The 6580-nt window shown below is 75.0% G+C and carries 6 protein-coding genes and 1 pseudogene; 4 read left to right on the forward strand and 3 right to left on the reverse strand.

Going from position 1 to position 6580, the window contains the following annotated elements:
• Positions 1–78 precede the first annotated feature (78 nt).
• The 4 genes from AB0G32_RS30670 to AB0G32_RS30685 all read left to right on the forward strand — a co-directional run bounded on the left by AB0G32_RS30670 (position 79) and on the right by AB0G32_RS30685 (position 4823).
• Positions 79–2310, forward strand: coding sequence for a glycoside hydrolase family 9 protein (locus AB0G32_RS30670; RefSeq protein ID WP_361170500.1), 2232 nt, complete (start codon positions 79–81; stop codon positions 2308–2310).
• Between the two features lie 85 nt (positions 2311–2395).
• A complete protein-coding gene (locus AB0G32_RS30675; RefSeq protein WP_361170502.1) occupies positions 2396–2641 on the forward strand; it encodes a hypothetical protein in 246 nt (81 codons plus the stop codon).
• A 3-nt stretch (positions 2642–2644) separates the two neighbouring features.
• Positions 2645–3022 (forward strand): toxin Doc, encoded by a 378-nt coding sequence (locus tag AB0G32_RS30680; RefSeq protein ID WP_361170505.1) that lies wholly within the window; start codon positions 2645–2647, stop codon positions 3020–3022.
• A gap of 202 nt (positions 3023–3224) precedes the next feature.
• Positions 3225–4823 carry an RICIN domain-containing protein gene (locus tag AB0G32_RS30685; protein WP_361170508.1) on the forward strand — a complete coding sequence of 533 codons (1599 nt, stop codon included), beginning with the start codon at positions 3225–3227 and terminating at the stop codon, positions 4821–4823.
• On the opposite strand, the gene AB0G32_RS30690 is transcribed toward AB0G32_RS30685, so the two are convergent.
• The 3 genes and pseudogenes from AB0G32_RS30690 to AB0G32_RS30700 all read right to left on the reverse strand — a co-directional run.
• On the reverse strand, positions 4824–6002 hold the full coding sequence (locus tag AB0G32_RS30690) for a lactate 2-monooxygenase (RefSeq protein ID WP_361170511.1): 1179 nt from the start codon (positions 6000–6002) through the stop codon (positions 4824–4826). It abuts the gene before it with no gap.
• Between the two features lie 73 nt (positions 6003–6075).
• Positions 6076–6273: a CDGSH iron-sulfur domain-containing protein gene (locus AB0G32_RS30695; RefSeq protein ID WP_361170514.1), complete on the reverse strand. Its 198-nt coding sequence runs from the start codon at positions 6271–6273 to the stop codon at positions 6076–6078.
• Positions 6254–6580, reverse strand: a pseudogene (locus AB0G32_RS30700) (methyltransferase); the annotation flags it as partial. The gene AB0G32_RS30695 and the pseudogene AB0G32_RS30700, both read right to left, overlap by 20 nt.

The raw sequence follows: 6580 nt of genomic DNA on the forward strand, positions 1-6580 counted from the left end.
TCGGCGTCCGCCTCTGGGAGCGCTCCCACGCAGCCGCGCGCGGGAGCGCCACCCGCACCTCCCCCGAGGAGCCCAGACGTGAAAAGACGCAGCACCGTCGTCCTCGTGCCGCTGACCGCCCTGCTGGCGGCGGCCCTCACCGCGCTGCCCGCGGGCGCCGAGGAGACCGAGCAGGTCAGGAACGGCACGTTCGACAACGGCACCGAGCCGTGGTGGACGACGGCCAACACCGCCGCCACCGCGGCCGACGGCCGGCTCTGCGCCGACGTCCCCGGCGGCACCACCAACCGCTGGGACGTGATCATCGGGCAGAACGACATCCCGCTCGCCGCGGGGGAGACGTACCGGTTCTCCTTCAGCGCGAGCGGCACGCCCGGCGGGCACACCGTCCGCGCCCTGGTCGGCCTCGCGGTCGAGCCGTACGACGCCTACTACGAGGTCAGCCCGCAGCCGAGCGTCTCCGGCGACAGCTACTCCTACACCTTCACCGCACCCGCCGGCACCGCCCAGGGGCAGGTCGCCTTCCAGGTCGGCGGCAGCGCGGAGCCGTGGCGGTTCTGCGTGGACGACGTGTCCCTGCTCGGCGGGGCGCAGCCGGAGCCGTACGAGCCCGACACCGGGCCGCGGGTCCGCGTCAACCAGGTCGGCTACCTGCCGTCCGGGCCGAAGAACGCCACCCTCGTGACCGACGCGACCACCGCGCTGCCCTGGCAGCTGAAGGCCGCCGACGGCACGGTGCTGGCGCGCGGCACGAGCGTGCCGCGCGGCACCGACGTCTCCTCCGGGCAGAACGTGCACTCCATCGACTTCGGGCGGTACACGAAGCGCGGCACCGGCCTCACCCTGGTCGCCGACGGCGAGACCAGCCGCCCCTTCGACCTCGGCACGGACGCCTACCAACGGCTGCGCACCGACGCCGCGAAGTACTACTACACCCAGCGCAGCGGCCTCGCCGTCCGCGACGACCTGCGCCCGGGCTACGCCCGCCCGGCCGGGCACGTGGGCGTCGCGCCCAACCAGGGCGACACCGACGTGCCCTGCCAACCGGGGGTGTGCGACTACACGCTGGACGTCTCCGGCGGCTGGTACGACGCCGGCGACCACGGCAAGTACGTCGTCAACGGCGGCATCTCGGTCTGGGAGCTGCTGAGCACCTACGAGCGCGCGCTGCACACCCGGGGGGCCGAGCCCTTCGGGGACGGCGGCCTCGCGATACCCGAGAGCGGCAACCAGGTGCCCGACCTGCTCGACGAGGTGCGCTGGGAACTGGACTTCCTGCTGAGGATGCAGGTACCGGCCGGACAGCCGCTGGCGGGCATGGCCCATCACAAGATCCATGACGCGAACTGGACCGGGCTGCCGCTGCTGCCCGGCGACGACCCGCAGCGGCGCGAACTGCACCCGCCGACCACCGCGGCCACCCTCAACCTCGCCGCCGCCGCGGCCCAGGCCGCCCGCCTCTACCGGCCCTACGACCGGGCCTTCGCCGCGCGGGCGCTGAAGGCCGCGCGCAGCGCGTGGGCGGCGGCGCTCGCCCACCCCGACGTGTACGCCGACGAGAACGACGGCATCGGCGGCGGCGCCTACCCCGACCGCGACGTGCGGGACGAGTTCTACTGGGCGGCGGCCGAGCTGTATCTCACCACCGGCGAGAAGGACTTCCAGGACCACGTGCTCGCCTCCCCGGTGCACACCGCGGACCTCTTCGGCCCGCTCGGTTTCGACTGGGCCCGCACCGGCGCCGCCGCCCGCCTCGACCTCGCCACCGTGCCCAGCCGGCTGCCCGGCCGGGACGCCGTGCGCCGCTCCGTCGTCCAGGGCGCCGACGGCTACCTGGCCACCCTGAACGCCCACCCCTACGGGATGCCGTACGCCCCCGCGAACAACGTCTACGACTGGGGCTCCAGCCACCAGGTGCTCAACAACGCGGTCGTACTGGCCACCGCCCACGACCTCACCGGCGCCGCGAAGTACCGCGACGGGGCCGTGCAGAGCATGGACTACGTACTCGGCCGCAACGCCCTGAACATCTCCTACGTCACCGGCTACGGCGAGGTCGCCGCGCACAACCAGCACAGCCGCTGGTACGCCCACCAGCTCGACCCCGCGCTGCCCGAGCCGCCGGCCGGCACGCTCTCCGGCGGCCCCAACTCCAGCATCCAGGACCCGGTCGCGCAGGCGAAGCTCCAGGGCTGCGTCGGCCAGTTCTGCTACCTCGACGACATCCAGTCCTGGTCGACCAACGAGACCACCATCAACTGGAACGCCGCACTGGCCCGCATGGCCGCCTTCGTGGCCGACCAGCACTGAGTCCGACAGCCGCCACGGTACCGTCCGGCGACCACCCTGACCTGGGGCTATTTACGGGTCAGTACCCGAGCGGTACCGTGGAGGCATGCCAGCCTTGAACGTGGAGTTCAGTGACCGCGAACTCGAGGACCTGCGTCAGATCGCCAAGGAGCGCGGTACGTCGATGAAGGCCCTGGTCCGCGAAGCCGCCGCCGCCGACATCGCGCGGCACCGGGCGCTCCAGGAGGGGGCCGAGGCGTTCCGCCGCTTCTTCCAGGGACACGCCGCGGAGTTCGCCGCCGCCTTCCCCGACGACGAGCCGCCGGCCCGGGGCGCGGGGCGGGCCGCCTGACGCATGGCATCCGTCCTCCACATCGACGTGCCCTGGCTGCTCCAGCGCCACGAGGAAGTGCTGCCGGACCAGCCCGTCATCAACGACTTCTCCGCACTGGTCGCCGCCGTCGCCCGGCACCGGGTCGACCCGCCCCGGCTCGGGGTGGACTCCTACCCGGCCTGGCGGGCCGCCGCCCTGCTGCACACCCTCGCCGTGCTCAGACCGCTGCCGTCGGCCAACGCCCGGTTCGCCTGCGCGACCGCCGTGGCCTACATGTTCGTCAGCGGCGCCGGCATCGATCCGCCCTACGGCGCGCTGGTCGACCTGGCCCGCGACCTGATGTCCGGCAAGGCCGACGTCTACCGCGCGGCCGACCGGCTGCGGTCCTGGCAGATCTGACCCGGCCGGCACCTGACTTTTCTTCAAGTGTGCAGGTTTCGCAAGTAACTTGTTGGCCTCAGGTGTTCGTGCCAGAGTGATGCCCCCGTGCGGGGGGTGACGGCCGGGTGACGCACGCGCCCTGATGGTCCGGGTCCGCTTCACCGTCGGTGCGCGCTCCCCGCTGTGGCTGTCGCCCGCGCGTGGGAAGGAAAACCCCTCAGTGCCCACCCCCCACCCCCCTCGTCCGCTCCGGCCCCCGTCCGGCGGGGACCCGGGGGAGTCCGACGACGCGCTCGCCGCCCGGCTGCGGGAGCGGCCGGAGAGCGTGGCCGCCCCGGCCGCCGCGCTGCTCACCGCGCGGCACTGGCGGCCGGCGCACGACTACGCCGCCATCTGCCTCGCCACCCCGGCGGACGTCGCCGCCATGGTCACCGCCGCCGCCTTCCGCAAGGTCCTGGACCGGCTCGCGCAGGGCGACCCGGCCGGGGCGCTGCGTCCCCGGCTGCTGGTGGCCGTCCGCGACACGGTCCGGCAGTGGTCCGCCGACGAGGCGATCACCGCGTCCCTGCCGGACCTGCTCAAACCGGCGGGCGGGCGCGGCATGCGGGCCACCAGGTCGCCGACCCCGGAGAACCGGACGCTGGCCGCGCGGGCCTTCGAGTCGCTCCCGGTGACCGCCCGCTGCCTGCTCTGGCACACCGAGGTCGAGGCCGAACCGGTGAGCGTGCCGGCCGGGCTGCTGGGCCTGGACCCCGAAACGGCCGCCGTCGCGCTCAACCAGGCGCGGGAGACGTTCCGGGAGGCGTGCGTGCACGCCCATCTGCAGTTCGCGCCCAGCCAGGACTGCCGGTTCCACAACCGCCTCCTCGACGTCCCGATCCGGCGCGGCACCACACTGCTCCCGGACGTCCGCGAACACCTGGAGCACTGCCGGCACTGCAGGCACGCGGCCGAACAGCTCGCCCTGGTGGAGAAGGGACCGGCCACCCTGATCGCCGAGGCGGTACTGGGCTGGGGCGCCCGCCGCTACCTCGACTCCCGGCCCGGCCGCGCCGCCCCGGGACCGCGCGCCGGGGACACCGCACGGCACCGCGGCCGGCGCACCGGTCTGCTGGCCCGGATCCCGGTGCGCGGCCCGCTGCGCCGGCCGGGCTCGGTCCGCTCGGTGCTCCGGGGCGTCGGCGCCGCCTCGGCCGGCGTCCTGATGACCGCGCTGGTGGTCAACAGCTGGTCCTACGACGGCAGCGGCGCCGGTCCGGCCGCCTCCACCGGCGCCGCCGACCGCGACACCTCCGCCGCCGCGCCCGCGCCCACCGGGGCCGCCGGACCGCCCGACGGCCCGGCCGCCACCCGGCTGCGCAACGAGGCCGCCGGTCTGTGCCTGGACGTCCCCGGCGGACCGCGGGCCGGCGCGGGCGCCCGGCTGACGCCCTGCACCTCGCGGGAGACCCAGCTGTGGTCGTACGAGGACGACGGCCTGCTGCGCTCGGTGGCCGACCCCGGGCTGTGCCTGGACTCGCGGGCGGACGCCGGCGTCGTCGTCCTGGGCACCTGCGCCGACGAGGGCACCGCCCGCGGCAACGACGTGCGCTACGCCCTGACCACGGACGACGAACTGGTGCCGCGCCGGGACCCGCGGCTGGCCCTCGCCGTCGCCGCCGCCGAGTCCGGCGCGGACATCGTGGTCAAGCCGCGCGACAGCTCCACCGGGCAGCGCTGGCGCACCGACCTGGCCCCGACCTCCCCGACGTTCTCCGGGTCGGTGTCGATCGCCGGGCGGCAGGACGCGGCGCGCTCGGTCGGACTGGCCGGGCGGTGATCAGCCGGCCCCCGCCATGCCGTCGACGAGGTCGGCGGGGCCGGGGGTGGCCGGACCGGCGTGTCCGGACAGGGCGAGAGTGAGGTCCAGTTCGGCGAGCAGGCACCGGATGACGTGCTCGACGCCCGCCTGCCCGTCCAGTCCCAGGCCGTAGACGTACGGGCGGCCCAGCAGGACGGCGCGGGCGCCGAGCGCGAGGGCCTTGAAGACGTCGTCGCCGGAGCGGATCCCGCTGTCGAACAGTACGGTGAGCCGGTCCCCGACGGCGTCCGCCACCCGCGGCAGCGCGTCCGCCGCGGCGACGGCTCCGGCCACCTGCCGGCCGCCGTGGTTGGACACCACCACGCCGTCCATCCCGGCGTCGGCGGCGAGCCGGGCGTCGTCCGGGTGCAGTACGCCCTTCAGCACGATCGGGCCGTCCCAGTGCTCGCGCAGGAAGGCCAGGTCCGGCCAGGTCTTGGCGGGGTCGGAGAACAGGGAGACGAAGTGCAGCACCGCCGCGTTCGGGTCCTCGTGCACCGGCTTGGCCAGACCTGCCTGGAACGCCGGGTCGGAGAAGTAGTTGGCGGTGCCCACGCCGTGCAGGAACGGCAGATACGCCTGGTCCAGGTCGCGCGGGCGCCAGGACAGCAGCGGGGTGTCCAGTGTGACGAACAGCGCGGTGAACCCGGCCGCCCGCGCCCGCGCCAGGAAACTCCGGGCGACCTCGCGGTCATTCGGCCAGTACAGCTGGAACCAGCGCTCGGCGTCGCCCAGCGCCGCGGCGACCTGCTCCATCGGCGTGCTGGACGCGGAGGACAGGATGAACGGCACCCCGTGCGCGGCGGCGCCCCGGGCGGCGGCGGACTCCGCCTCCGGATGCATGATCGACAGCACCCCGACCGGGGCGAGCGCCAGCGGGGCCGGCAGCGTACGGCCCAGTACCCGTACCGACAGGTCCCGCTCGTGCACGTCCCGCAGCATCCGCGGCACGATCCGGCGCCGGTCGAGCGCGGCGCGGTTGGCGCGGGCGGTGGAGCCGTCGCCCGCGCTGCCCGCCACGTAGCCGACCGGGCCCGGGCCAAGGCGCTGCTCGGTGAGCGTCTCGAGACGGGTCAGGTCGGTGGGCAGCCGGGGCACGGCGCCCGTCATCCCGTTCAGGTAGATCTCGTACTGGAAGTCCGCCCAGTGCTTCGCCATCCGTGTGTCCGCCTCTCGTCGTCACCGCTGGGGCGGCCCGACGATACTCGCCGGTAAGGACGGCGGGGAGGGGCTACCGCCTCGACCGGTGGCTGGTGTCGCACCACGGGAAGCGGCGGCTGCGGCGGCAGGTGCACAGGGCGACCCGGAACCGGTCGGAGGACACCGTCGTACCGTCCTCCAGTTCGATCTCCACCGGCCCCTCGACCAGCAGCGGGCCGGCGCGCTGGACCGTGATCCGGCGCGGCGCGTCAGACGGGGAGTTCGGCACGGACGACCACCAGCTCTTCCTCGTTGTCGGTCGGGGACAGCAGGCCGCGCCGGCGCAGCCAGGCCTCCCGGCCGCGCACCACGGGCCCGAAGGCGATCCGGCGCCGCCGGGTCACCGCGGCCTTGAGACCGGCGGCCCGCAGGTGTCCGACGGTGCCCTCGGGGTCGCTGAACGCCGACTGCACCAGCAGCAGCACCCCGCCGGGCCGCAGCCGCGCGGGCGCCTGCCGGCAGATCCGGTCCAGCAGCAGCCGGCCGTCGTGCCCCGCGTCCCAGGCCCGGGCCGCGCCGCGCGGCCGCCGGGGCCC

This window comes from Streptomyces sp. NPDC023723 (assembly GCF_040639815.1).
GTDB lineage: Bacteria > Actinomycetota > Actinomycetes > Streptomycetales > Streptomycetaceae > Streptomyces.

What these genes read in the sequence shown, in the direction of transcription:
- AB0G32_RS30675 (WP_361170502.1), top strand. Translation starts at nt 2,396, where the DNA reads ATGCCAGCCTTGAACGTGGAGTTCAGTGACCGCGAACTCGAGGACCTG.
- AB0G32_RS30680 (WP_361170505.1), top strand. Translation starts at nt 2,645, where the DNA reads ATGGCATCCGTCCTCCACATCGACGTGCCCTGGCTGCTCCAGCGCCAC.
- AB0G32_RS30690 (WP_361170511.1), bottom strand. Translation starts at nt 6,002, where the DNA reads ATGGCGAAGCACTGGGCGGACTTCCAGTACGAGATCTACCTGAACGGG.